General features: G+C 44.0%; 21 protein-coding genes. 12 read left to right on the plus strand and 9 right to left on the minus strand.

Translation table 11 applies throughout. The features are described 5' to 3' along the window. Positions 1 to 18 precede the first annotated feature (18 nt). Complete coding sequence (locus KPL72_RS10245; protein ID WP_219702662.1) at positions 19 to 2,109, minus strand: bifunctional rhamnulose-1-phosphate aldolase/short-chain dehydrogenase; 2,091 nt, start codon at positions 2,107 to 2,109, stop codon at positions 19 to 21. 237 nt (positions 2,110 to 2,346) lie between these two features. Here KPL72_RS10245 and KPL72_RS10250 point away from each other — a divergent pair, with 237 nt between their 5' ends. From KPL72_RS10250 to KPL72_RS10285, 8 genes are all read left to right on the plus strand, one after another. Further along, positions 2,347 to 3,129, plus strand: coding sequence for a DeoR/GlpR family DNA-binding transcription regulator (locus KPL72_RS10250; protein WP_169459278.1), 783 nt, complete (start codon positions 2,347 to 2,349; stop codon positions 3,127 to 3,129). Positions 3,130 to 3,191: 62 nt separating this feature from the next. Continuing rightward, on the plus strand, positions 3,192 to 4,187 hold the full coding sequence (rhaS, locus tag KPL72_RS10255; RefSeq protein WP_219702663.1) for a rhamnose ABC transporter substrate-binding protein: 996 nt from the start codon (positions 3,192 to 3,194) through the stop codon (positions 4,185 to 4,187). Positions 4,188 to 4,331: 144 nt separating this feature from the next. Then, positions 4,332 to 5,831 (plus strand): sugar ABC transporter ATP-binding protein, encoded by a 1,500-nt coding sequence (locus KPL72_RS10260; protein WP_219702664.1) that lies wholly within the window; start codon positions 4,332 to 4,334, stop codon positions 5,829 to 5,831. Next, positions 5,825 to 6,832 carry an ABC transporter permease gene (locus KPL72_RS10265; RefSeq protein WP_219702665.1) on the plus strand — a complete coding sequence of 336 codons (1,008 nt, stop codon included), beginning with the start codon at positions 5,825 to 5,827 and terminating at the stop codon, positions 6,830 to 6,832. The genes KPL72_RS10260 and KPL72_RS10265 overlap by 7 nt, the downstream gene beginning before the upstream one ends. A gap of 15 nt (positions 6,833 to 6,847) precedes the next feature. Continuing rightward, positions 6,848 to 7,867, plus strand: a complete 1,020-nt coding sequence (locus KPL72_RS10270) for an ABC transporter permease (RefSeq protein ID WP_219702666.1) — start codon at positions 6,848 to 6,850, stop codon at positions 7,865 to 7,867. Next, positions 7,864 to 9,573 (plus strand): L-rhamnose mutarotase, encoded by a 1,710-nt coding sequence (locus KPL72_RS10275; RefSeq protein WP_219702667.1) that lies wholly within the window; start codon positions 7,864 to 7,866, stop codon positions 9,571 to 9,573. The genes KPL72_RS10270 and KPL72_RS10275 overlap by 4 nt, the downstream gene beginning before the upstream one ends. Before the next feature lie 174 nt (positions 9,574 to 9,747). Next, positions 9,748 to 10,008, plus strand: coding sequence for a type II toxin-antitoxin system Phd/YefM family antitoxin (locus KPL72_RS10280; protein ID WP_219702668.1), 261 nt, complete (start codon positions 9,748 to 9,750; stop codon positions 10,006 to 10,008). 5 nt (positions 10,009 to 10,013) lie between these two features. Next, entirely contained in the window at positions 10,014 to 10,304 is a 291-nt protein-coding gene (locus tag KPL72_RS10285) for a type II toxin-antitoxin system RelE/ParE family toxin (protein ID WP_219702669.1), read from the plus strand. Between the two features lie 324 nt (positions 10,305 to 10,628). On the opposite strand, the gene KPL72_RS10290 is transcribed toward KPL72_RS10285, so the two are convergent. Together KPL72_RS10290 and KPL72_RS10295 are read right to left on the minus strand one after the other, a co-directional pair. Beyond that, positions 10,629 to 11,366, minus strand: a complete 738-nt coding sequence (locus KPL72_RS10290) for a hypothetical protein (RefSeq protein WP_219702670.1) — start codon at positions 11,364 to 11,366, stop codon at positions 10,629 to 10,631. Between the two features lie 309 nt (positions 11,367 to 11,675). Next, the gene (locus KPL72_RS10295; protein WP_219702671.1) at positions 11,676 to 12,824 is read right to left on the minus strand and encodes an alpha-hydroxy acid oxidase; all 1,149 of its coding nucleotides are present in this window, start codon (positions 12,822 to 12,824) and stop codon (positions 11,676 to 11,678) included. 114 nt (positions 12,825 to 12,938) lie between these two features. On the opposite strand from KPL72_RS10295, the gene KPL72_RS10300 reads away from it, so the two are divergent. The 4 genes from KPL72_RS10300 to KPL72_RS10315 all read left to right on the plus strand — a co-directional run bounded on the left by KPL72_RS10300 (position 12,939) and on the right by KPL72_RS10315 (position 15,728). Beyond that, positions 12,939 to 13,838, plus strand: coding sequence for a LysR family transcriptional regulator (locus tag KPL72_RS10300; protein ID WP_219702672.1), 900 nt, complete (start codon positions 12,939 to 12,941; stop codon positions 13,836 to 13,838). Positions 13,839 to 13,921: 83 nt separating this feature from the next. Continuing rightward, on the plus strand, positions 13,922 to 14,164 hold the full coding sequence (locus tag KPL72_RS10305; protein ID WP_212916395.1) for a hypothetical protein: 243 nt from the start codon (positions 13,922 to 13,924) through the stop codon (positions 14,162 to 14,164). Between the two features lie 53 nt (positions 14,165 to 14,217). Further along, the gene (lepB, locus tag KPL72_RS21435; RefSeq protein ID WP_219702673.1) at positions 14,218 to 15,021 is read left to right on the plus strand and encodes a signal peptidase I; all 804 of its coding nucleotides are present in this window, start codon (positions 14,218 to 14,220) and stop codon (positions 15,019 to 15,021) included. A 44-nt stretch (positions 15,022 to 15,065) separates the two neighbouring features. Continuing rightward, on the plus strand, positions 15,066 to 15,728 hold the full coding sequence (locus KPL72_RS10315; RefSeq protein WP_219702674.1) for a hypothetical protein: 663 nt from the start codon (positions 15,066 to 15,068) through the stop codon (positions 15,726 to 15,728). Between the two features lie 82 nt (positions 15,729 to 15,810). Here the strand turns inward: KPL72_RS10315 and KPL72_RS10320 are convergent, their stop codons facing one another. From KPL72_RS10320 to KPL72_RS10345, 6 genes are all read right to left on the minus strand, one after another. Then, positions 15,811 to 16,386, minus strand: a complete 576-nt coding sequence (locus KPL72_RS10320; protein WP_219702675.1) for a DoxX family protein — start codon at positions 16,384 to 16,386, stop codon at positions 15,811 to 15,813. Between the two features lie 141 nt (positions 16,387 to 16,527). Beyond that, positions 16,528 to 17,505 (minus strand): 2-hydroxyacid dehydrogenase, encoded by a 978-nt coding sequence (locus KPL72_RS10325; protein ID WP_219702676.1) that lies wholly within the window; start codon positions 17,503 to 17,505, stop codon positions 16,528 to 16,530. Position 17,506: 1 nt separating this feature from the next. Then, a complete protein-coding gene (locus tag KPL72_RS10330; RefSeq protein WP_219702677.1) occupies positions 17,507 to 18,466 on the minus strand; it encodes a sugar kinase in 960 nt (319 codons plus the stop codon). A 27-nt stretch (positions 18,467 to 18,493) separates the two neighbouring features. Further along, complete coding sequence (locus tag KPL72_RS10335; protein WP_212916390.1) at positions 18,494 to 19,753, minus strand: TRAP transporter large permease; 1,260 nt, start codon at positions 19,751 to 19,753, stop codon at positions 18,494 to 18,496. Further along, positions 19,738 to 20,235 carry a TRAP transporter small permease gene (locus KPL72_RS10340; RefSeq protein WP_072840685.1) on the minus strand — a complete coding sequence of 166 codons (498 nt, stop codon included), beginning with the start codon at positions 20,233 to 20,235 and terminating at the stop codon, positions 19,738 to 19,740. Before KPL72_RS10340 ends, KPL72_RS10335 begins: the two co-directional genes overlap by 16 nt. Positions 20,236 to 20,289: 54 nt before the next feature. Next, positions 20,290 to 21,285, minus strand: a complete 996-nt coding sequence (locus KPL72_RS10345) for a TRAP transporter substrate-binding protein (protein ID WP_219702678.1) — start codon at positions 21,283 to 21,285, stop codon at positions 20,290 to 20,292. Between the last annotated feature and the right edge of the window lie 164 nt (positions 21,286 to 21,449).

A 21,449-nucleotide genomic window follows, 5' to 3' on the forward strand; every position in this document is an offset into this window, starting at 1 on the left:
TTCTTTTTAATCAATGCTCTAGCGAGTAAACGACGGTGCGTGACCCGCATCGACATTAAGAATATTCCCCGTCGATTTCGACGACGCATCAGACGCAAAGAAGTAAATGGCTTCGGCAATATCTTCAGGAAAAACATTGAGCTTTAACATGCTGCGTTGTCGATAATGTTCTTCTAAATCATCGGTAGACAGTTTATAAGCGCTGGCTCTTTCTTCCTTCCATTTGCCTGTCCAGATTTTTGAACCACGCAAAACCGCATCTGGGTTGACCACATTGGAGCGAATACCAAGCGGTGCACCTTCTAGAGCAACACAGCGGGCAAGCTGAATCTCAGCGGCTTTGGCAACGCAATAAGCGCTGGCATTTGCACTGGCAACCAAACCATTTTTACTGGCGATAAACACCATGTTGCCGCCCATATTCTGTTGTTTTAGCAGACTAAAGGCTTCACGAGCAACTAAGAAGTAACCTGTTGATAAGATGCTTTGGTTTTTATTCCATAGAGCAAGGGTGGTTTCTTCTAATGGTGCAGAAGACGCAATACCTGCGTTGGAAACAACAATGTCCAAGCCGCCAAATGCCACAGCGCAATGTTTTACCGCACGGATAACATCGTCTTCGTTAGTCACATCCATCTTGATACTAGACGCGCAATCTTTGCTAAATTCGCTGTTCATATTCGCCTGGGCGGTCTTCAGAGCGTCTTCGTCTATGTCCATCAGTACGATATTAGCGCCTTCTTTGGCGAGACGTTTTGCTGTCGCAAGGCCAATACCGCCAGCCGCACCTGTGACCAAAGAAATATGACCAGCCAAGGACTTGGGTTTTGGCATGCGTTGCAGTTTGGCTTCTTCTAATAGCCAATATTCAATGTCGAAAGCTTCTTGTTCTGGCAAGCCAACATATTCGCTCACACTGTCTGCACCGCGCATGACATTAATGGCGTTAACGTAGAATTCCCCTGCGATTCGTGCTGTAGCTTTGTCTTTGGCGAAAGACAACATGCCAACGCCAGGAATCAAATAAATCACTGGGTTAGGATCGCGCATAGCAGGGCTGTTATCGCGTTTGCAGCGGTTGTAGTAACCCGCGTAATCTTCACGGTAGTCAGCAAGACTCTGGTCTAGTGACTCGATCACTTCATCAAGGTTGTCAGTTTCTGGATTGTAATTGACCACAAATGGACGAATTTTTGTGCGTAAGAAATGGTCTGGGCAAGAGGTGCCAAGCTTGGCAAGACGGTCTAAGTCTTTCGAATTGACGAACTGTAAAACTTCGTCGGAGGCATTAAAGTGACCGATTTGACGTTGTTTTTCGCTGGTTTTTCCACGAATCAATGGCATTAAGCTAGAAACCACTTGTTGGCGTTTTTCATCAGGCAAGGTTTTAAATAACTCGCCACTAAAGGCCGCTTTGCCTGCGCTTTGTTGTTCCAGCCATGTTTGTGCTTTGTTAATAATGTTCAGCGAGTTTAGGTAGCAATCTTTGTTGCCATTTGACCAAGTAAATAAGCCGTGACTTTCTAGTACGACACCTTTTAGGTGTGGGTTTTCGGTGGCGATTTTGTGTAAATCCATGCCCAGCTGAAAACCTGGACGGCGCCAAGGAAGCCAGCCAATCTCACCGTTAAAAATCTCTTCTGTAAGTTGTTTGCTGTTTTTACTTGCCGCAATAGCAATCACGGCATCTGGGTGAAGGTGATCCACATGGAGGTAAGGTAAATACGCATGAAGTGGTGTATCTATACTGGCGGCGCGGGAGTTTAGGTTGTAAGTACAATGCGGAAGGTAAGCGACCATCTCATCTTCAAACTCAAGCCCGCGATAAAGAGGTAAAAGTTGGTTTAGCTTATCCATATAAAGCGTTGAAAAACCATCTAACCCCATAGAACCAATATCGCCGCCAGAACCTTTTACCCATAATACGGTGGTCTTTTCTCCAGTAAGAGGGTCGTCCATTTGCAGCTTTGCTGAGGTATTACCGCCACCATAATTGGTCACGCGCATGTCAGAACCAAGCAAGTTTGATCGATATTGCAATAATTCGGGTTCAGTCAGAAGGGACGCGTCAGCATCGTTCCAAAGATTGGGTAGTAAGTTAGTAGACATCGTTTAACCTCAAGTTCCGTCTTTTTAATGGCCTAAAGCGTTGTTTTATGGCTATTAATCAAAGACTTTAAATTTATTTTTGTTATGCACAATCAGCGGGTTAGAATGATCGATAGCGTTCATACTAGAACAAAAATAATCATTTTCAAGCATTTTTTATCTTTTTACATATATTTTGATCGATAGTGCTTGATAATGATTGAAAATAAATTATATTGATTATCGAGGATTTAATCGATGCACGAAATTGAAAGGCATAGAGTGATCTTGTCTGAAGTTGAAGCTCGACCTATTGTGACGGTAGCGCACCTAGCCGACGTGCTAGGCGCTTCAGAAGCAACGGTTCGAAGAGATATCAGCTTTTTAGACAAGCAAAAGAAACTACGTCGGGTGCGAGGAGGGGCGGAAGCCATTAATCCTCCTTCTGATGTGAGTTTATTGGGAAGGCCTTACTCGGTTAGTCAAACGATTAACATGGACATAAAGCGTTGTATTGCGAAAGCGGCGGTGGATTTATTATCGGACAATATGTCAATAATGATCAGCGGCGGCACAACGACAGCGGCTATGTCTGAGTTTATGCGTGGCTTAAAGCTGCAAGTGCTGACCAATTCGTTTTCCATTGCTGATCAGTTGATTAAAAAGAGTAAGTGCAGCGTTACCGTGCCGAGCGGAAAAATCCATCGGGAACAGAATATTATTTTGAGTCCGTTTCCAGATGATATTTCCAACCACACCTACGCTGATGTTCTTTTTATCGGTGCATATGGCATTAATTCTCACGGTGTGATGGAGACAGATCCACAAATCGTACAAGCGGTAATGAAATTGATAAATCGAGCAGATCAGCGGGTGCTTTTGGTTGATAGTACAAAATTTCAAAACCGATCAAGTATGATCATTTGTCCTCTTTCACAGATAGATATCGTCATCACGGACGATGGAATAGATAACAAGAGTAAAGAAGTGATCAAAGCGGCAGGCTGTCGTTTGATCATAGTAGAAAAACAAAAACAATAAACCGCGTCTCGGATACGACAACTTCTTGTTGTGTGACGATGAGCGCGCTCTTGGAGATAATTATGAAAAACAAACTCATCACGGCATGTGTGTTGGCTTCTGCAACTTTATTTGCTTCTGGTACGTATGCAGCGGATCAGGTTCGAGTGGCGTTGTTAGTGAAGGCGTTAGGTATTGGCTTTTTCGAAGCGGCGTACCGCGGTGCAGAAGAAGCCAAGAAAGAGTTAGGCGATGTGGAGGTTATTTACACTGGGCCAACTTCGACCACAGCGGAAGGCCAGATTGAAATCATCAACTCACTGATCGCGCAGCGTGTTGATGCGATTGCCGTGTCTGCAAACGATGCGGATGCCTTGGTTCCTTCCTTGAAAAAAGCTCAACAACGTGGCATTAAAGTCATCTCTTGGGATTCAGGCGTAGGCAAAGAGGGACGCCAAATTCACTTAAATCCTTCCAGTAATAGCCTAATTGGCGAAATGAACGTACAGCTTGCGGCTGACGCCATTAAAGCCAAAGACAAAAAGTCCGGTACTTTTGCCATCCTGAGCGCAACGCCAACCTCGACCAACCAAAATATTTGGATTGGTGAGATGAAAAAATCTCTCAGTAAATTCCCTAACTTAAAACTTGTTGATACCGTTTACGGTGATGACTTAGCGGATAAGAGTTTCCGTGAAGCAACAGCCTTGATCAAAAATCACCCAGATCTAGATGTCATCGTGGCACCAACTACCGTTGGTATTTTGGCCGCAGCGCAAGCTGTTAGCGACATGGGCTTAACGGGCAAAGTCTATGTGACAGGTTTGGGCTTACCTTCTGAATTAGCAGGTCATGTGCACAGCGGTGCGATTCATAGCTTTGCAATCTGGAACCCAATCGATCTTGGTTATTCAGCAACCATGCTGGCGTACAACCTTGTGAAAGGCAAAGGTACGAAAACCGAGATTCCAATGGGTCGTATGGGTACGCTTGAAGTAGATAAAAATGGCGACGGCGCAATGGCGAAGCCCTTTATCTACGATGCTTCAAACGTTGATGAATTCTCTTCTATTTTCTAGTGGCTATTGACCCCCTCCCAACCTCCCCCTTAGCAGGGGGAGGAGCTAAGAGCTTTTGTTCTTTCTACTTATGAAGGGAGGGCTAGGATGGGGGGACTCGTTCAATAATTTCATAATGAACCAATAACAATAAGAGCTGCCGTTATGAACAATGCAATTTTCAGTCTAAAAAAGGTGAGTAAGGTTTTCCCAGGTGTGAAAGCGTTGGATGGTGTCGACCTTCATCTTTATCCTGGCCAAGTGACTGCTTTGGTCGGTGAAAACGGTGCAGGTAAATCGACGCTGGTAAAAACCATGACTGGCATTTATCAGCCGGACGGTGGGGAGATTATTTTTAACGGTAAGCCTGTGCAGTTTCATTCCCCTCACGATTCTCATGCTTTAGGCATCACTGCGATTCATCAGGAAACCGTGTTGTTTGACGATTTGACGGTGGCGGAAAACATTTTCCTAGGGAACTATCCGCTGACTAAACGCTTTTCAATAGATTGGGCTGCGATGGAGACGAGGTCACAAGAAATTCTGTCGTCAATCAATGCTCACATGAACCCTAATCAAATCTTACGCGAATTAAGTATTGGCCAAAAACACATGGTCGGTATCGCTCGCGCTTTGTCTGTTGATGCCAAAGTGGTGATTTTAGATGAGCCAACAGCGGCCTTGTCTCATCATGAAATTCACGAGCTCTATGAGCTGGTAAATACCTTAAAAAGCCAAGATAAGGCGATTCTATTTATTACCCACAAGTTCGATGAGATTTTTACTTTGGCTGATCGCTACACCGTGTTTCGTGATGGTTGTTACGTAGGTGAAGGTTTTATTAAAGACACCAACGAAGCGCAGCTGGTGGAGATGATGGTGGCGCGAAGTATCGAAGCCACTTATCCGAAAAAAGACGTAGAAATTGGCGAGACACTATTAGAAGTGAGTAACTTATGTCACACAACCGAGTTCGCCAATATTAGTTTTAGTTTGAAAAAGGGCGAGATTCTTGGCGTCTATGGCTTGGTGGGTTCTGGTCGAACCGAGGTCATGCAAGCCTTGTTTGGCACGACGGATCATGTGACTGGCACGGTCAAAATGAATGGTCAAGAAGTGATCATTCACTCACCGAAAGAAGCTATCGATAACGGCATTGTGTATGTTCCAGAAGAGCGTCAAAAACAAGGTATCGTGTTGGAATTGCCTATTTATCAAAACGTTAGCTTACCGCAAATGGAACGTTTAGCGAAACACGGACAAATCGATCAAGAAAGTGAAATGGCGCTGGCTCGTCAATATTGTGAGCGCTTGCAAGTGAAGGCGTCTTGTTGGGACGAGAAGGTGATGAACCTCTCGGGCGGCAATCAGCAAAAAGTCGTTATTGCTAAATGGCTCGCCACCAACCCGAAAGTCATCATTTTAGATGAGCCAACCAAAGGCATCGACATAGGGTCGAAAGCGGCAGTACATGAATTTATGTCTGAACTGGTGGATTCAGGTTTGGCTGTGATTATGGTGTCGTCGGAGTTACCGGAAATTCTCGGCATGTCAGATCGTATTTTGGTGATGAACGAAGGTCTAATTGTCGGTGAATTATCACGTGCTGACGCGACGCCAGAGAAGGTGGTTTCGCTTGCGACGGGAGGAAGTGTGACATGTTAAAACGTTTTGTTTACTCCCGCGAAGGTGTGCTGAGCATTATTGTATTGGTGATGTTTTTCGGGGTTGGAGTGATCAGTCCAGATTTTATCAGCTTGTCTAACAGCATCAGTATTTTTAACGATACGTCGATTTTGATCATGCTGGCGTTAGGCCAAATGTTGGTGATTTTAACTCGTTGTATTGATCTCTCGGTTGCAGCCAATGTGGCGTTTACTGGCATGTTTGTGGCTATGGTGAATCAGTATTTTCCTGAGATCAGCATGGTGTTGTTGATTTTATTATCCTTGCTGATAGGTGCCTTGTTAGGCGCTATTAATGGCTTGTTTGTTTGGTTATTAAAAGTACCTTCTATCGTCATTACGCTCGGCACCATGAGTATTTACCGTGGTGCGACTTTTTTATTATCGGATGGCGCTTGGGTAAACTCTCACCAAATGAGTGAGTCTTTTATTGCACTGCCTCGTTTTGAAATCCTCTCTATGCCCGTGTTGGGTTGGATGGCGGTCGTGGTGATTATTCTGGCGTTTTGGGCGATGAAATTCAGTGTTTGGGGACGTAATTTCTATTCTGCTGGCGGTAATCCAATGGCCGCTTTTTATTCTGGTGTGAACGTCGGTAAGGTGCAGTTTTACGCTTTTCTAGTGTCCGGCACGCTATCTGGTTTGTGCGGGTATTTGTGGGTGTCGCGCTTCGCTGTGGCGTATGTGGATGTAGCAAATGGCTTTGAACTGCAAGTGATTGCAGCCTGCGTAATCGGCGGCGTCAGTATCGTCGGTGGTTTGGGAACCGTGGTGGGTTGTGTGATTGGCGCCTTGTTTATTGGCGTGGTGAATAACGCCTTGCCTATTATTGGTGTATCGCCTTTTTGGCAAATGGCCATTTCAGGTTTGGTGATCATTATCGCGGTTATCGCTAATGCCTCGTCCGATAAAGACAAAGCGCGAATCATCCTACGTAAACCAGATAAATCTATTGATTCGGCTCAGCCACAATCACATTAAGAGAAAGAGGCTTTTATGGACACAGCAATAAAAAAATCAGCCACGCCAGATGCTTTATTAACCGGTAGATTACAAAAGTTTTTTCGCTGGGAAAGCTTTTTGATTCTGATTGTCGTTTTGGTCTGTGTGATGAATTCGTATTTATCGCCTTACTTTTTAGACCCTTGGAATTTATCTGACGCAACCTTTAATTTTACTGAAAAAGCCCTAATCGCTTTGCCCATGGCGATGCTGATTATTGCTAAAGAAATTGATATTTCCGTGGCTGCGATCATCTCGCTTTCCAGTACCTTGATGGGGTTAGTCGCACAAATGGGCGCACCCGTTTATGCGGTCGCATTTGTTGGTATTTTAGCGGGTGCGGCTTGTGGTCTGTTTAACGGCGTCCTGGTGACGCATTTCAAGATTCCGTCTATTGTGGTGACAATCGGTACCATGAGTTTATTTCGTGGTATCAGCTATATCTTGTTGGGTGACCAAGTCGTGCGAGATTACCCTGATGGCTTTGAGTTTTTTGGCCAAGGCTATGTTTACTGGGTGTTTTCGTTCGAGCTAGTGTTGTTTGCCTTCTTTGCCTTAGTGTTTTATTGGTTGTTACATCGCACCACATTTGGCCGTTACACCTACGCGATTGGCAATAATCCGACGGCGTCTTATTACTCGGGTATCAAGGTCGATAAGCATCGTTTGATCCTGTTTACCTTGGTCGGTGTGATGTCCGGAGTGGCGTCGGTGCTGTTAACGTCTCGTTTGGGCAGTACGCGTCCGAGTATCGCAATGGGGTGGGAACTCAGCATTATTACCATGGTGGTTTTAGGGGGCGTGAGCATTCTTGGCGGCAGCGGTACTATTGCTGGCGTGGTGTTGGCGGTGATTCTAATGGGCTTGGTCACCTTTGGCATGGGCCTGCTGAACATTCCTGGCATTGTGATGACGATTATCGTCGGCGTGATGTTGATTACGGTTGTGAGTTTGCCGGTACTGATTACTATGTATAAAACTTCCCTTAAACGAAAAGAGGCAAAAGCGTTATGAGATATGCCTCAGTGATGTATTTACACAAAGGCGGTGAAGAAGAATACAAGAAGCGTCATGATGAACTCTGGCCAGAGCTTGCTGAGCACCTTAAACAGCATGGCATTCGCAATTATTATATTCATTTGGATGCTAATGAGAGTGACCGAAACGCAAACCGACTTTACGCCACCTTTGATGCGGACGATCTGGACTCGGAAGCCTTGGCTGATCATCCGATTATGCAGCGCTGGTGGGAGTACATGGCTGACATTATGGAAACCAAAACACCATCGTTTGAGCCTGTTGCCGATGCTTTGGAAGAGGTGTTTCGCTTTAATGTGTTGCAGCCTGATAAAACTCGCGTGGTGGCGGTTTTAGATATCGGCAAAACCAATATTAAAATTTGCTTGATGGATGGACAAACTGGCGCCTTATTGCATATTGAAAAACGCGTTAATGGTGTGGTTGATACGCCGCCATATCCACATGTGGATGTGGATTCAATATGGCAATGGATCAAAGACACCCTTGCCGATTTAGTCCAGCGCTACTTTATTGCCAGCATTGCGATTACCACGCATGGGGCGACTATTGCCTGTATGAAAGGCGATGAACTCGCCTTGCCCATTCTGGATTATGAATACGATGGTGTGTCTGAGTTAAAAGAAGAATACGACGCTGCACGCCCAGATTTTAGTGAATCTTTTAGCCCAAGATTGCCCCAAGGTTTGAACTTAGGCGCGCAGTTATTTTGGCAACAAAAACGCTTTACAGATGAGTTTGCAACAGTCGACTCATTACTTTTGTATCCGCAATATTGGGGCTTCAAATTGAGCGGTAACAAAGCAGCCGAAGTGACTTCGTTAGGGTGTCATACCGATCTTTGGAATCCTAATAGCTGCCAGTTTTCTAGCTTTTGTGAACAGCAAAAATGGGCAGAGCGCTTTCCTGAAGTCATAGAGACAGGCGCGAAACTGGGGGCTATCTTGCCAGACTTAGCGAAAGAAATAGGCTTGCCTGCGAGCTGTGTTATTTTCAATGGTATCCATGATTCCAACGCCTCGCTGGTGCCTTATATCGGACAGCCGATGGAAAAGCTTACCGTGGTGTCTAGTGGCACTTGGACGGTCATCGCCACTATTAATGGCAAGCTGGATTCATTACAAGAAGACAAAGACATGCTCGCCAATGTGGACGCTCTCGGTCGCGCCACACCGACAATTCGCTTCATGGGTGGACGAGAATGGGAACAACTGCGCAGCGACAGCAAAGCCACCTTGAGCGATGTGAGCTTTATTTTAGAACACGGTATTTTGGCGATTCCTGCCTTTGCCAAAGGCGGCGGGCCCTTTGCCCGCTGCGAAGGGCGTATTATTAACCGTGGTTTGGAATTAACGCCCGCTCAGCAGTCAGCTTTGGCCGATGTGTATGTGGCTTTGATGACGGATTATTGTTTAGACCTGATGGACAGCAGCGACACCGTGATTGTCGAAGGCGCGTTTAGCAATAACATCAACTTCCTTACCTTATTGGCCTGCATGCGCAGCCAAAATGAAATCTACGCCTCTCGGGATGTTACCGGCACCTCCGGCGGCGCTGCATTGCTTTCTAACAAAAGCCTAAAACTAAAAGGCCGCCTCAGTCTCGCCCTGTGTGATGCAAACATAAAACCTTTGCTTAATCTTTATCGTCAGCAATGGCGGGATTTAGTGGGGGAGTTGTAGTTTTAGCTGTGTGACAAAAGGCTACAAACAATGTCTCACTTTGACACTGGCGCGAATATATATTTCCTATTTTTCAACCTATACTTCTTTGAGTAAGAACAATAAGGTGTTGTTGACAGGTGCTTTAAACTAGTGCTAATAATGCTATGTTGATTTTTAATATGTGGTGATTTAATGAAATTTTCCGAAGATGTGGTGCCTCTTTCTGATCTCAAGATAAATCCTGGGAAAGTAGTTAGCAGGACGAAAGAAACACACAGGCCTATCTTGTTAACAAGCCGAGGTCGTGGTGTTGCCGTTGTTCAGAGCTTAGAAGAGTATGAAAAAGCCGCAGAAGAACTTGGTTTTCTTCGTGCTGTTTATCAAGGTTTGGAAGAAGCTCGTGATGGTAATACGGTTTCACTTGAGGACGCGAAGAAAAGTTTAGGGATTTAATTAACATGGAAGTGAGAATCGCTAAGTCTGCACTTGCTGATTTGCAGACTATTAAGCAATATTATTTGGAACAGGATGTTCCTCAAGTTGGTATCGAATATGTCTCGTCGATTATAGAGAGATTCGAAATAGTAAAAGCACACCCATACTCTGGTCGTATTGTGCCAGAATTTAACCAGTCTACGATTCGTGAACTCGTTTATCCACCATTTAGAATTGTTTATCAATATCAGGATGAATTTATAACGCTGATTAGAGTGTGGCGAAGTGAAAGACTTTTGGTGCTTGTTGAATAAAAAGAAAGGCCGCCTCAGCCTCGCCATGTGTGACGCACAAATAAAACCTCTGCTCAACCTTTATCGTCAGCAATGGCGGGACTTGGTGGGAGAGTTGTAGGCTTATATTCAAATTAAAAAACCACTAACAAAGTCTTATTCTGATACTGACAAGAACAATTTATTAGGTGTTGTTAGTGGTTTTCTATAGTTTTGTAGATGGAAAAGTTACACCAAACGAATTTCGAGTTTCTTACCCAGAGCGGTAGCAAAACGCTCAAGAGTTGGAACAAACGCTAGATGTGCTTTCAAAGTAATAATCAGTTTCCTAGATATTGAGCATTTTTAATTTTTTAAGAGAAGGTTCTTGAATGTTATTCTGTGGAGATCCTTTAGCTTGTTGCAAAAATCACCTATATCATCTTCAAGTAGTTTAGATGCTTCGACTGCATTTTGAGAGCAAAATAATACTTTTACGCTGTCTTTAATTTTCTGATTTATGTTTATTGATGCTGCATATAAAGAATAGCATTCATTTTCAACTTCATCGTTATCTATTAGTATTGAAAATGTTTCAAGCTCAAGGTCAATCTTACTAAATTTATAAATCAGGATGTTTAAAAGTTTGAGTTTTTCAAATTCTAGTTTTTTTAGGATTTTTTGTACTTCTTGATCTTCATATTCTTTTTTTTCTTTAACTGTATAGTGGCCAAATTTTTCATAATCATCCATGAGATTGAAGAGCTGATATTTGAACTCTGTGGTTGTATATTCAATTAAATCGTGACAAAAACTAAGTAATCTATTTCCTGAATCAATTGAAAGCTCAAGTCTTTTTTGATGTTTAAGATCTATTAGCCACTCATTGCCTTTTATCCAACCAAAAGTAAGCAGACCGATAGTGCCTAGTCCGGCAAGAAGTGCTCCTATCATGCTCCAAAAATTTGTTGCATCTTCCCAAGTTAGAGCAAGTGAAATTATTGCTCCGAGTGCAGCACCTGTCATTAGAGTCAGCCCTTCACAAAGAAGGAAATCAATGATGTGTTTAGCTACTGTCTGTTTTGTAGATGATTTTTTATCCATTTCTCCGTTTTCCTTTCCACTTTTGTCGGTAGATATTAAGACAATAAGTGATTAAGGCCTAATTTCACCACGAGGTCGTGACGTTGCGGTCATTCAAAGCTTAGAAGACTACGAAAAAACTGCGGAAAAACTTGGCTTTATTCGTGATGTTTATCAAGGTTTGGAAGAAGCTCGTGATGGTAATACGGTTTCACTTGAGGAAGCGAAGAAAAGTTTAGGGATTTAGGTGTTACCAGTACAAATTAACCCCTCCCTAACCCCCCCTTGGAAGACATAAGGGGAGGAGACTGCTCTTTTTAAAACGGAAAGCTAAGACCTAAACCGCAAGTTCTCTTTTGTTAGTTGATCAATTGATGTTTTGCCCATGAGTTTCATGTCTCGTTCGAGTTCGGCTTTCATTAGACCGAGTGCGCGTTCTACGCCAGGCTGTCCTGCGGCAGCGAGTGGATACAAGTACATGCGGCCTATGCCGACGGCTTTTGCGCCGAGGGATAAGGCTTTGAGTACGTGGGTGCCGCGCTGTACGCCGCTGTCAAAGATGACATCGATTTCATCACCCACTTCATCGACTATTTCCGCTAGCTGATCGAAAGAGCTGCGGGAGCCGTCAAGTTGGCGTCCGCCATGGTTGGAAATGATCACGCCAGTGCAGCCAATTTCTACCGCTTTTCGAGCGTCTTCTCGGCTCATGATGCCTTTTAAGCAGAACTCTCCATCCCAGAATTTCACCATTTCTGCCACGTCGTCCCAGTTCATTGATGGGTCGAGCATGTTGGTAAAATAGTCACCAATCGAAGTGGCGCCTGAGCCCATGTCTATGTGTTCTTCAAGCTGCGGCAAACGAAATTTCTCGTGGGTGACGTAGTTAATGCCCCACATGGGTTTAAGAACAAATTGCAGCATGCCTTTTAGGTTTAATTTAAAAGGAATGGCGAATCCTGTGCGAAGGTCGCGTTCTCGGTTGCCGCCAGTAATGGAATCGACCGTTAACATCATGACTTGCACGCCTGCATCTTTGGCGCGTTGCATCATGGCGCGATTCAGTTCGCGGTCTTTATGAAAGTAAAATTGATAGACCTGAGGTGTGGTGGTTTGCTTGGCAATTTCTTCCATGCTCACCGTTCCAAGGGACGACACGCCAAACATGGTGCCGTACTTTTCGGCGGCATTGGCAACAGCTCTTTCACCGTCGTGATGAAATAATCGTTGTAAGGCAGTCGGCGAACAGTAGATTGGCAGGGCGAGTTTTTGTCCCATGACGGTAACGGACAAATCTACGTCTTTTACGCCAGTCAGGACGCTGGGCACTAGGTCACAAGTTTCAAATGCGGCCGTGTTGCGGCGGTAAGTTGTCTCGTCGTCGGCACCACCATCAATGTAATTGAAGATCGGGCTTGGTAGGCGTTTCTTGGCTAGGGTGCGAAAGTCTTGGAAGTTATGGCAGTCTTTGAGACGCATGGATTCAGCTCCTTTTATTTTTTATTAACTATAGACTGTGTTCTATTTATAATAAATACGACATAAACTAATAAACTCTTTCTTAAAACGTCTTAATAAAAAAGGGGGTGGATATTGAATGCAGCCGATTTAACGCTTTTTGTGAATGTAGCCGATGCCGGCTCGTTTAATAAAGCGGCGCAGCAAGCAGGGTTGTCGACACCAGCCTTAAGTAAGCGCATTAGTAAGCTTGAACAAGATCTTGGTGCGCAGCTAATTCATCGTACTACGAGACGACTCAGTCTGACCGAAGCGGGGGAGAGCTTATACGTTCACGCCAAAAATATTGAAGGCCAAGTGAGCGATGCCATTGCTTCTGTGTCGGCATTTAGCCAAGGCTTAACGGGCACGATAAAAATGTCTGTACCGACGATTTCTGGGGAGTTGCTATTGGCTGAAGCAGTGGCGGATTTTTGTCAAAAATATCCGAATATTACCGTGGATATGCGCCTTGAAAATGACTTTGTCGATCTGGTTGGTGAAGGATTGGATCTGGCGATTCGTACTGGCAAGCTCGAAGATTCAAGCCTGATTGCTAAGCCTTTGATTCAATCAAATTGGGTGGTTTGTTGCTCGCCAAGTTATATCGAGCGATATGGTGAAGTCAGTGACCTAGAGGCCCTGAGAGACCATAATTGCTTGGCTTATACCTACCAAGCACAAGGCTCTTTTGATTGGCGCTTTACTCGAAGTAACATCGAAGAAAGTGTGCGCATCAGCGGTAGTTTCGCCACGAATAACGCCCAAGCTTTACGCAAAGCCGCTTTGGCAGGCTTCGGCATTGTTTATGTGCCGCGCTGTTGTGTGTATGAAGATTTGCAACAAGGCAAGCTAGTCACCATTTTACCTGATTATCAACCGCGCCGACTGGGGGTTTACGCCATTTATCCTTTTACTAAATACCTGCCAGAAAAACTGAGGTTATTAATAGAGCATATAAAGCAGGCGTATCAGGATAAGAAAGAATATTTTTAAAAGGTCGTTTATAGAAGGTGCTTTTCATTTATCTGTTTTGTCCTTATTCTTAATTTTTTAGTGGTTTTATGATGGGAGCTCTTATGTCTGGTCAAGGTTCTGGCGGCAATGTAATTGCTGCACTTTGTAATGTTTTTATTCCTGGATTAGGTCAATTGGTCCAAGGCCGAATCTTTATGGCATTGTTCTTTTTTGTGGCAACTGCTGTGAGTTATGCCTTGGGCGCGACCGTTATTTTATTTTTCATGTGGTTGATTGGAGCGGTATTTCATCTCTGGTCTATCATTGATGCTGCGCGTTTTTCTCGGTTTCGTGTGGGTTTATGATACGCAGTTAAGTTGATTGCAGGCAAACAGTAATAATTGAAGGGAATCAATACGTGATTAAGAAAAGAAAGCCTATTGTGGCATTACCATTATCAATCCTATCGCCGGGCTTTGGTCATGTGTACGCAGGCGATCTTAAAAAAGGTTTATGCCTGTTTTTTCTGCAAATCAGTGGACTTTTTGTATTTGGAAAGCTTGGTTGGCTATCGACAGCTTATGGCATTTGGCTTTTGATTCTATTTTTGCTGTGCCTGTATTTGTACGCCATGTTCAGTGCTGTGCGACTCGCTTTAGCTAATAAAGCCTACGAATTGAAACCTTATAACCGTTGGTATTGGTATCTGGCTATTTGTGCTTTAGTACTAGCGCTTGGTCAAACTCTGATGTCTTATCGTGGCTCTTGGTTGGGCTTCGAACTCTATAACGTCCCCTCTCGCTCTATGATGCCGACGCTTCAGCCTGGTGATTACATTGCCGTTGACACACAAGATCAGTCTTTAAATGTTGGCGATGTGGTGGTATTGCCTTATCCCAATAATAGACAAGTGTTATTTACGAAGAGAATCGTTGCCTTAGGGAATGACAAGGTCTCGATTAAAGATGGTCAAGTTATGTTAAACGGTAAGCCTGAATTTGCTGCTTCAGTTGATGAGAGTTTCAGACGCAGTGATGTCTCTATTTCTATGCCAGAAAGAGTTGTGCCAGAAGGCCAAGTATTTGTGTTGGGTGATTGGCGAGACAATAGTAACGACAGCCGTTATTGGGGCACTGTTCCTGAATCTGATGTGATTGGTATAGTCACCTATATTTGGCTTTCAAAAGAGTTTAGTCGAATTGGTAATAAGATTAAGCAGTAATAGATTTAAATAAAAAAATTTGAATCTAAAAATAAGGAAATCAAATGAGTGGTAATATTTGGGATGTTTTTATTCAAGCAAGAGAATCAGCTAAAAGTGAAAAATACCCAGAAGCGTTGGCTCAGTATGAGTATTTTTTTGATCATGCCTTAGCTGAAGATGTTTCATTAAGTGGTGTTCGTGCATCTTATTGTTTGTCTGAATGGGCAGCTCTCGGAGAGAAACTGCCAGAGGCCAAAATACATTTAGAAGTGAGGAGAGGCAAAGCGCTAAGCTTGTTCGAAGAAACAAAGAGCCTTGATTATTTCCGCGATTATGTCTCCATTTGCCGAGCGCTAGATTGCGATGATGTTATTTCAACATTCGAGCGCTATTCTCAAGCCGACAAGCCATTGGCTGCGATGGTATTTTCTTCACTGGATGAGCTTCTCATTGATGCTGAACGTTGGGACCTTTGTAAACCGTATGTAGAACGTTGGTTGAATAAATACGACCTTTTGGTCCGCGCGCTTGATACGGATATGACATTGAGTAAATCCATAATCGAGGTATTTAAGGAGAACTTGATAACGGTGGTTAATCGTACTTTAGTGATGTTACATCAGTGCGAGGAAGGAGATAAAAAATCGGCGTTCTTTAATCATGTATCCAATAGCTTAGATGAGCTAGGCTTTTCTGAACTAAAAGCCAAAATGGTTGTACTGTAGTTTTTATTTAGAAAGATAGAATAAGAATTAATGAAAGGAAGAGATGGCGTAAATCTCTTCCTTTTTTAAATGGCATAAAACGTTAGAACTGTTTTTTAAGTAGACGATCTAGTGAAAAATGAGCCCCACCGAACGCAGCGATTAAAAATGCGCCTGCAGTCCAGAAAATAGAAGCCAGTTCTGCTTTTAGTTGTACTGAAGTAAGAAAAGCGCCACCGCCATCTGCTAAGCGTTTTATGCCATTTGGAGTAAAGAAATCACTACCAGAGTTCAGCGCATCTATGCCTGCTTGAGTTAATAAAGCATCGCCATAAGGATGAGCGAAATGGAACCATAATGTGATGGCTAACATGACAGCATTTGCCAGAGCGATTGGTCGAGTTAGTAAACCCACCGCAATGAACATACCGCCAAAAAATTGCATCCCCGCCAACATTGGTGACCAAAGCCAACCTGGATAGAAGCCTAAGTTTTCAACAAAGCCGACTTGAGCAAAGGGAGCTATGATCTTTGGCCAGCCCTCAACAACAAGCATTCCGCCGATAACAATACGAAACAGTACCCAGCCAAATGGTTGAGCAAAGGCATTGTAGAAGCTGCTCATAAATGGCAAATAAAGGTTATTTTTTTCGTTTTTAAAAACAGGTGATTTAGACATGCTATCCCTCTCGACTTTAGTGGTTTCCATAAATGAAAGAGTAGCATTAGCCATTTTTATGGCAGCTGATTTGGATCAATATATTGTTATTAAAAGAAGCGAGCAGACTAATATAGAAGTAGAGAACAGATAGCCAAAAGGCTATCTGTCTAACAAATGTAGATTGGCGCAGTTCTGCGAGATATCACCATTAAGCGCATTGATCAGGTTGTCCACAGCACAAGTAATCATAGCAAGGCGTGTTTCTGCCGTTGCTGAGCCGATGTGCGGAAACAAGACTGCATTGTCGAGTTTACAAAGCGGTGAGTCACCAGGTAGTGGCTCGACTTCAAAGACGTCTAAACCCGCCGCGCGAATAGTGCCATTGTTTAAGGCGTCGACAAGAGCCGCTTCGTCAATCACTTTGCCACGGGAACCATTAATGAAAATGGCGCTTTTCTTCATCATGGCGAATTCTTTTGCACCAATCAAACGTTCGGTTTCCGCGGTTAGCGGCGTCATTACACAGACGAAGTCGGATGTTTTCAGCAGTTCTTCCATCTCCATATAGGTGGCATTTAAGTCTTGTTCGGCGTCTAGTTTGCGGCTTCGGTTGCTGTACTGAATCTTCATATCAAAACCAAAATGCCCACGCTTAGCAATCGCATAACCAATGCGTCCCATGCCAATAATGCCAAGGGTTTTACCATGAATATCTGTACCGTATAAGTTTTCACCTATATTGCTGGTCCAGCGACCTTCTCGCACCATGTTCGATAGTTCAACAGCGCGTCTAGCTGTGCACATTATTAGAGTAAACATGGTGTCGGCGGTGGTTTCGTTTAGTACGCCTGGTGTATGCATTAAGGGAATGCCACGTTCGGTGAGATAATTTAAATCATAAAGATCTGTGCCGACGGAAATTGTTGATGCGGCTTTTAGCTTGGGTGCAAGGCTCAATAGCTCTGAGCTCATTTTGGTGCTGGTGCCAATTAAGCCTTCCGCGTCAGCAAGAGCGGCGATAAAAGCAGCTTTGTTATCTTCATTGATGCCATTAAAGAAGATGACATTAAATTGATCATCGAGTCGCTGGCGCTCTGCTGCTGGAATGTCTCGGTATAAAATGACTTTTTTCTTCATTTTATGACTCCTGTTCTAACTGTCTTAGTATGGCTCTAGTTGGCAAGCCTTCGCTGTCGCCACGAACTTGCACAGTTAAAGAGCCTAGCAGATTGCCCCGGCGAGCGGCTTGTTCCATTGTTTTTCCTTCAAGCAACGCAGATATCACGCCAACGGCAAAGCTATCTCCCGCTCCAACCGTATCGACCACTTTTGATACAGGAAAGCCAGCGACGGTGCCAGATTCACCATTACTGGTTTTAAAGTATGCGCCTTTGCTACCGAGTTTGACGATAACCGTTTTGACGCCATGCTGGAGATAAAAGTCTGCAATCACTTCAGGTTGGTCGCTACCCGCGAGGATTTTGCCTTCTTCTATGCCTGGTAGAACGATGTCACTGGCAAAGGCAAACTCATTAATAGTGGCGACCATGGTTGCTTGATCAGGCCATAGGGAAGGGCGCAAGTTGGTATCAAATGAAACGCTGCAGCCTTGTTTTTTGGCGAGTTCTAACGCGTGTTTCGCTGCGTCTCGCATCGATACTGATACGGCTGCAGAGATGCCAGTAAGATGCAAATGTGCGCCCGCTTTGAATAAGGTGTTGTCGATGTCAGTAGTGCTTAATGTTGACGCAGCAGAGTTACGACGGAAGTACTCTACTTTAGGATCGCTGCCATCGGTGACATTGGATTTCAGCATAAAGCCAGTGGCGTGATTGGTACTTTCAGAAATCCAGTCCGTACGAATGTTCTCTTTGCTGATCGCTTGGCGAATAAATTGACCAAAACTGTCTTTACCGACTTTGCTAATGTAGCTGGCTTCAAAACCTAAACGTGCCATACCAATAGCAACGTTAACTTCCGCCCCAGCTAAAGAGCGATGGAATTCTTCTATGTCAGCAAGTTGGCCAGGTGTGTTGGCCACAAACATGGCCATGGCTTCACCAAGAGTGACAAAAGAGTGTGTTTGTTTTGTTTCCATAATGGATGATTCCTTCTTGATTTTCTCTTAGATCAATAACATAAATGGCATAAATATAACGGCAACCAGTACTAGTATAATGACAGAAATATATGGCATAACCGCTTTGAATGACTTGTCTATGGACAGTTCACCGATGGCGCTTGCTATTAACAAACACAAACCATAAGGCGGTGTAATTAAACCAATGGATAAAGTGATGATAACGACTATGCCAAGCTGAACAGGGTCGACCCCTAATGTAAGTGCTACAGGGTAAACAACAGGCACAAACAGCACCATGGCAGGAATGGCATCCATGAAGGTACCGACAAATAGAAAGAAGGCCACAATAATGAATAGGAATAAGTATTCATTGCTGCCCATTCCACTGAAAAATCCCGATACCATCGCGTTGATTTGGTAATAGCCGAGAAACTCCCCGAGAGCTGAGGCCGCAGCTAAAGCGAAGAGTGATAAACAGCTTAGTTTTAATGTTTCGGTAAAAATCTTTGGCAAATCTTTTAGGCTGATGGATTTATAGTAAAACGCGCTGACGAAGTAAGCATAAACGGCGGAGAAAGCGGCCGCTTCTGTTGGAGTGAAGACACCAAAAACAATACCGCCAATAATGATAAGAGGCGTGATCATTGCTGGAATGGCATCTTTTGTTAATGCTATAAATTCCGTACGACTGATTTTTTCTGCTTTTGGTAAGTTGTCACGTTTGGCAATAATACTAATGACAAACATCATTCCAAGTCCGATCAGAATTCCGGGAACCATGCCGCCGATAAACAATTGTCCAACAGAGGTGTTGGTTAATCCGCCATAAATTACCATCGTAATACTAGGTGGAATAATGCCTCCAATGGTAGAAGAAGCCGCGGTAACCCCAACTGACATTTCGCGACTGTAGCCTTTGTTTATCATGTTAGGTATGAGGATTTTACCTACGCCAGCAGTATCGGCGGTAGACGATCCGCTTACACCAGCAAACAACATAGATACCAACACGTTTGCGTGACCAAGTCCGCCCGGTTTACGACCGACTAAGGCGATAGAAAAGTTGATAAGTCGATGAGATATCTGGCCGCTGTTCATGATGTTGGCTGTTAGTACAAAGAGTGGCACAGCGAGCAACACATAAGAGTTCAGGCCGTAGAACATCTTCATTGGGATCATGGTCGTTGGCGCGCCAGTCATGGTGCCGATACCCACTAAAGACGCGATGCCGATAGAGAAGGCAATGGGTATCCCAAGAATAATAAGACCAACAAACAGTAAGGTGATTAGCGCGAGTTCCATGAAGCCCCCTTGAAGCAAGATAATGTTTTTGCTTCGTTGTAGATGTTATCCACCAGATAAACACTGGAGCTAATAAAGGTGATTGGCATAATGAGCCATACATAGCCTTGTCGAAATTCAGGGATACTGATCCAGCGCGAGTTCCAAAATGCTTGAGTGATTTCAACGCTGTATAGCGAGCAGAATAAACAGAAAATCAACATGATAAGATTCTGAATGATCACTAAAACCGAGCGCTTATCGCCTTGGAAATAATGTGTGAGAACGTCAAAACCAAAGTGTTTGTTTTCTTTTACCATGACTGCTGTGCCAAGGAACATGGCCCAGATAAAAGAATTCACGGCGATTTCTTCCGTCCATAACACCGAAATACCTAGGTAGCGAGTAACTACTTGAATCAAGGTCGCGGCGAGGAAAATCACCAGTAGCAAAACGCCTAAACTGATTTGGAGTCGAGCAATAAAATTAGTCAGTATTTTCATACCATATATCCTTGATGCTCCGAGGCGTCCTCGGAGCTAGGCTAGCAGAGAGCGTTATTTAGTCTGACGGATGGTTTCAAGAACCTCTGTCATACCATTTTTCGCCGCCCACTGATCTTGGATAGAGCGTGCTTTTTCAATGAAAGGAGTGCGGTCTAACGTATTAACGATGGCACCATCATCAATGGCTTTTTGCTTGTAAGTCGACTCTTCACTGTATAACGCTTGGCGTTCCGCTTGAGTCGCTTCTTTCACTGCTTGGTTGAAGGCTGCGCGCTGTTCATCATTGAAGCTTTCCCAGACTGAATTTCGCACTAGCAATAGACGAGTGGTGTAGTCGTGACCGGTTTCAGAAATGTATTTGCCATTTGCTGTTTTGTGGTGCTCCATTGGAACGAAGTAGGGATAAGCGTTTTCGGCCGCATCAACCACATTGCTTGATAGTGCTTGGTAAAGTTCAGCCCAAGCTACAGAGGTTGGAACTGCGCCGATTTCTTTCCAGTATTGAGATACCACACCGGATGTTTGGGTACGGATTTTCATGCCTTTTACGTCTGCAAAGCTATTAACCGGTTGCTTGCCATACCAGTGACGCACACCGGCGGTCCAATAAGCGGCGACACGGTACTTTTCACCAGACTTGGTATAGATGATGTCGGCAATATCCTTACCTACTTTGCCATCAACCACTTTTTCCCAATGGCTGTAATCGTTAAACAAGTACAACAAAGAGAACAGGTCCACTTCTTCAATACCTGATGATGTCATAAAGCCAGGTGAAACCAGAACCATGTCCGCGCCGCCAAGTACCAGTTTTTCAACCAATTCATTTTCATTGGTACCAATGGTTCCTGCGTGTACTTCTACATTGAAAAGGCCTGATTTATCAGCGACTTCTTTCAGTTTCAGCATGCCTGTTTGGTATGGGCTAGAAAGGTTGGTTTGGTTGTGGGCAGCAACGATTTTAATCGTGTCAGATTTGGTTGAATCATCACTGCATCCAGCGAGAGAAATGGCAGCAGCGGTTAGCAGAGTAAATAGTTTTTTCATGGTAACTCCATTATGGATCGATTTTTATGATTATGGTGATCACACTTTAGGCAAAAGACGATATCATGGAATCGATTCCATGGATAGCCTTCGCCAATCGCTTTTAAAGAATTTTATGGCTATTTTTTGTTCAATTTGATTTTGTCTAAAGGCTGTTTTGTGAA

This window comes from Marinomonas lutimaris, assembly GCF_019426345.1.
GTDB classification, from domain to species: Bacteria; Pseudomonadota; Gammaproteobacteria; order Pseudomonadales; family Marinomonadaceae; genus Marinomonas; species Marinomonas lutimaris.

What these genes read in the sequence shown, in the direction of transcription:
- KPL72_RS10295 (WP_219702671.1), bottom strand. Translation starts at nt 12,824, where the DNA reads ATGCGTCTCAAAGACTGCCATAACTTCCAAGACTTTCGCACCCTAGCC.
- KPL72_RS10280 (WP_219702668.1), top strand. Translation starts at nt 9,748, where the DNA reads ATGAAATTTTCCGAAGATGTGGTGCCTCTTTCTGATCTCAAGATAAAT.
- KPL72_RS10320 (WP_219702675.1), bottom strand. Translation starts at nt 16,386, where the DNA reads ATGTCTAAATCACCTGTTTTTAAAAACGAAAAAAATAACCTTTATTTG.
- KPL72_RS10335 (WP_212916390.1), bottom strand. Translation starts at nt 19,753, where the DNA reads ATGGAACTCGCGCTAATCACCTTACTGTTTGTTGGTCTTATTATTCTT.
- KPL72_RS10330 (WP_219702677.1), bottom strand. Translation starts at nt 18,466, where the DNA reads ATGGAAACAAAACAAACACACTCTTTTGTCACTCTTGGTGAAGCCATG.
- KPL72_RS10345 (WP_219702678.1), bottom strand. Translation starts at nt 21,285, where the DNA reads ATGAAAAAACTATTTACTCTGCTAACCGCTGCTGCCATTTCTCTCGCT.
- KPL72_RS10305 (WP_212916395.1), top strand. Translation starts at nt 13,922, where the DNA reads ATGTCTGGTCAAGGTTCTGGCGGCAATGTAATTGCTGCACTTTGTAAT.
- KPL72_RS10250 (WP_169459278.1), top strand. Translation starts at nt 2,347, where the DNA reads ATGCACGAAATTGAAAGGCATAGAGTGATCTTGTCTGAAGTTGAAGCT.
- KPL72_RS10290 (WP_219702670.1), bottom strand. Translation starts at nt 11,366, where the DNA reads ATGGATAAAAAATCATCTACAAAACAGACAGTAGCTAAACACATCATT.
- KPL72_RS10275 (WP_219702667.1), top strand. Translation starts at nt 7,864, where the DNA reads ATGAGATATGCCTCAGTGATGTATTTACACAAAGGCGGTGAAGAAGAA.
- KPL72_RS10245 (WP_219702662.1), bottom strand. Translation starts at nt 2,109, where the DNA reads ATGTCTACTAACTTACTACCCAATCTTTGGAACGATGCTGACGCGTCC.
- KPL72_RS10340 (WP_072840685.1), bottom strand. Translation starts at nt 20,235, where the DNA reads ATGAAAATACTGACTAATTTTATTGCTCGACTCCAAATCAGTTTAGGC.
- KPL72_RS10325 (WP_219702676.1), bottom strand. Translation starts at nt 17,505, where the DNA reads ATGAAGAAAAAAGTCATTTTATACCGAGACATTCCAGCAGCAGAGCGC.
- KPL72_RS10270 (WP_219702666.1), top strand. Translation starts at nt 6,848, where the DNA reads ATGGACACAGCAATAAAAAAATCAGCCACGCCAGATGCTTTATTAACC.
- KPL72_RS10260 (WP_219702664.1), top strand. Translation starts at nt 4,332, where the DNA reads ATGAACAATGCAATTTTCAGTCTAAAAAAGGTGAGTAAGGTTTTCCCA.
- KPL72_RS10285 (WP_219702669.1), top strand. Translation starts at nt 10,014, where the DNA reads ATGGAAGTGAGAATCGCTAAGTCTGCACTTGCTGATTTGCAGACTATT.
- rhaS (WP_219702663.1), top strand. Translation starts at nt 3,192, where the DNA reads ATGAAAAACAAACTCATCACGGCATGTGTGTTGGCTTCTGCAACTTTA.
- KPL72_RS10315 (WP_219702674.1), top strand. Translation starts at nt 15,066, where the DNA reads ATGAGTGGTAATATTTGGGATGTTTTTATTCAAGCAAGAGAATCAGCT.
- KPL72_RS10265 (WP_219702665.1), top strand. Translation starts at nt 5,825, where the DNA reads ATGTTAAAACGTTTTGTTTACTCCCGCGAAGGTGTGCTGAGCATTATT.